General features: G+C 70.8%; 2 protein-coding genes and 1 pseudogene. 1 reads left to right on the forward strand and 2 read right to left on the reverse strand.

What is annotated here, in order from left to right; all coding sequences use genetic code 11:
- Positions 1-292: 292 nt before the first annotated feature.
- Positions 293-1873 (reverse strand): Rieske 2Fe-2S domain-containing protein, encoded by a 1581-nt coding sequence (locus JNW89_RS33485; protein WP_238452088.1) that lies wholly within the window; start codon positions 1871-1873, stop codon positions 293-295.
- A 235-nt stretch (positions 1874-2108) separates the two neighbouring features.
- On the opposite strand from JNW89_RS33485, the gene JNW89_RS33490 reads away from it, so the two are divergent.
- Positions 2109-2330, forward strand: coding sequence for a DUF2631 domain-containing protein (locus JNW89_RS33490; protein ID WP_238452089.1), 222 nt, complete (start codon positions 2109-2111; stop codon positions 2328-2330).
- A gap of 131 nt (positions 2331-2461) precedes the next feature.
- Here the strand turns inward: JNW89_RS33490 and JNW89_RS33495 are convergent.
- Positions 2462-2797: pseudogene (locus tag JNW89_RS33495) on the reverse strand (cell division protein DivIVA); the annotation flags it as partial.

Genomic DNA, 2797 nt, shown 5'->3' on the forward strand with positions numbered 1-2797 from the left:
GCCGTACTGGAGCAGCTCGACGGCCATCACCGTCAGCACGACCGCGAAGACCCCGTCGCTGAACGTCTCCACCCGGGAGGCGTCCCGGCTCATCTCCCGGTCCCGCTGGTACCGGTACTCCCGCTCCTCGGCGTCTGCCCCCGTCACGCCCCGCCCCGCTCTCGCTGGTGTCCGGTCGGTGCCGGCCTGCGGCTTTCGCCACCCCCCCACTGCATGGTGGCGCACAGAGGTGCGGTGGGGACGCGGATCGGGGACGCCGGGGCCCGTCGTCGGGCGCGCCCCGGCCGGATCGTCAGCTGAGCGCCTCGCCGGCGGGAGCGGGGGTCTGCTCGTCGGCGCGGTGGGCACGGATCTTGTGGCCGACGCTGGTCAGGCAGCGGCCGCTGGGCATGTCGAACTTCCAGCCGTGCAGCTGGCAGGTGAGCTGGTCGCCCTCGACGATGCCGAACCGGCTCAGGTCCGCCTTCAGGTGCGGGCAGCGGCGCTGCACCACCCAGCCGTCGAGCGTGATGTCCTCGGCGTCGACGGCCCGCTCGTGCTCGTCGTACCAGCCCTCGGCGTACTGGAGGCGCTCCTCGGAGAGGCACTTGAAGAAGGCGTAGACGAACTCGTTGTACTGGCCGATCCGGGCCGCCGAGAAGCGGCAGGAGAGGAAGAGGGAGTTGACCCAGTCCACCTCCCCGATGTGCAGCAGGTGCTCGATCAGCGACCGCTCGGTACGGAACCGGTAGCGGACCTTCTCGTCCGCGTACGGGCGGACCTCCTTGCCCGGGAAGTCCACCACGATCGACTCGACGCTCTCACCGTCGTGGCCGACCAGGTCGAAGCGGACCGGGCCACCGACGCCCTTGGCCAGGTAGATCGACTCGTCCAGCAGCGGCTCGATGCGGCGCTTCATCTCGCCGAGCACGTCCACCTCGGGGTGCCGCCAGGACGCCTTCTCCGCCTCGATGATCGGGCGCTTGCGCTCCCGCATCTCCTCCAGGTGCGCGGTCTTGTTCGCGAAGAACTCCTCCACCGGCACCGGGTGGGTGGTGCTCGCGCCTTCCGTGGTCACCTCGGCGACGCTGCCCGGCAGCAGCACGATGCCGTTGGTGCCGCCGACCTTGGCGTACTCCTCGAGGAAGACCGACTGGTCGGGGAAGATGTTGCCCTCGTCGCCGTGGATGTCGTTGAACTGCCACAACGCGTCGTCGAGGAAGCACGGCGGGCCGGCGATCGGGAAGACGTGGTCGGCCTTCAGGTCGTCGATGTAGCGCCAGGTGCGGTCGAACTGCCGGTCGCGCTTCTGCTTGCCGAACGCGGTCTTGGCCGCCTGCGGCAGCTCGTAGACCATCGGGTACCAGATCGCGCCGGAGAACTGGAGCAGGTGCGCGTGCACGTGGCCCAGCTCGGCGAAGACGCTCAGGTCGGTCGGGCGGGCGTCGTTCTGGTTCAGCAGCCGGACCCCGTCGTACTCCACCCAGAGCGAGGAGTCGCCGATCGGGCCGTCGGTCGGGCTGGTCAGCGCCTGGATCATGACCTTCAGGCCGCCGTCGAGCTCCACGACCTGCTCGTTCGGGGCCTTGAGGAACTTCGTGAAGCCGAGCGCCCGCAGCTCGTCCTCCATCTCCGAGGTGGGGAACTCGGGGAGGAGCACGGTGGCGTCCTTGGAGACGTACCGCTTGAGGTGGGCGGCGTCGAAGTGGTCCCGGTGCAGGTGCGAGACGTACAGGTAGTCGACGTCGCCGAGGGCCGCCCAGTCGAGCTGGGAGTTGTCCGGGAAGGGGAACCACGAGGCGAAGTAGGCGGGATTGACCCACGGGTCGCACAGGATGCTGCCCGCGGCCGTGTCGATCCGCATGCTGGCATGTCCCGTACCGGTCACTCGCACCGCAGTCCCCCTCAAAACGACAATCAAGGTGTACGTCCGAACGCTACCGGAGGCAGTGTGGTCGCCGACCCGCGACGCCGCCAGAGGCGTTGCGCCCCCGTGCTGGGGTCCATCGGCCCGGGCCTCACCCGGCGCTCCCCCGCCCGCGTACCCCCATCAGGCCGGACCCTGCGCCGGGCCCGCCGCGGGGCGTGCCAGACTAACCGGAGATCCGATCGCGAGGGAAGGACCGACAGTGGCAGGAAGCGAGCCGGTAACCGCGCCAGACCAGCACAAGCCCGGGCACCGCAGGTCCGGACGCATCGGCGCGGTGCTCTCCGCGTTGGTGCTGCTGGCGATGCTGTGCGGCAACCACGAGGGCAGGGTCGAGGACATCTGGCTGGTCGGCCTGGCCGCGCTGCTGCTGGCGATCGTCATCGGCGACGCCGTGCTGCGCCGCAACGGCCTGCGCTCCTGACCCGACCGCCGCGCCGGACCGCGAACGCGTGAAGGGCCCACCCCCGTCGGGGGTGGGCCCTTTCGTCACGTCGGTCCCCGTCGCTCCGGTCCCGTCGCTGCTGTCTCCTCGCGGCGGTCCTCGTCGCGCGGTCAGCGGCCGAAGAGGATGTCCTGCACGTCCTTGAGCGCGGCGTCGACCTCGGCCTCGAAGTAGCCGCCCGGCACCAGCCCGAAGCGCAGGGTGTCCAGGTCCTTCGGGTTCACCGGCATCGGGTTGCGGCCCTGCATGCCGCCGAGCAGCGTCTCGAAGAACCGGTCCACCTGGTCCGGGTCGTACCCGCTGCCGAAGCGACGCACCTGGAAGCTGCGCCGGATCTGGTCGACCCGGTAGAGGCTCGGCTGCCGGGCGGACCGGCCATCGGCGGGCCCACCATCGGCGGCCGCCCACCGGCGGACCGGCCATCGGCGGCGGGCCGCCCATCGGCG

The organism is Micromonospora sp. 4G55 (assembly GCF_016803375.1).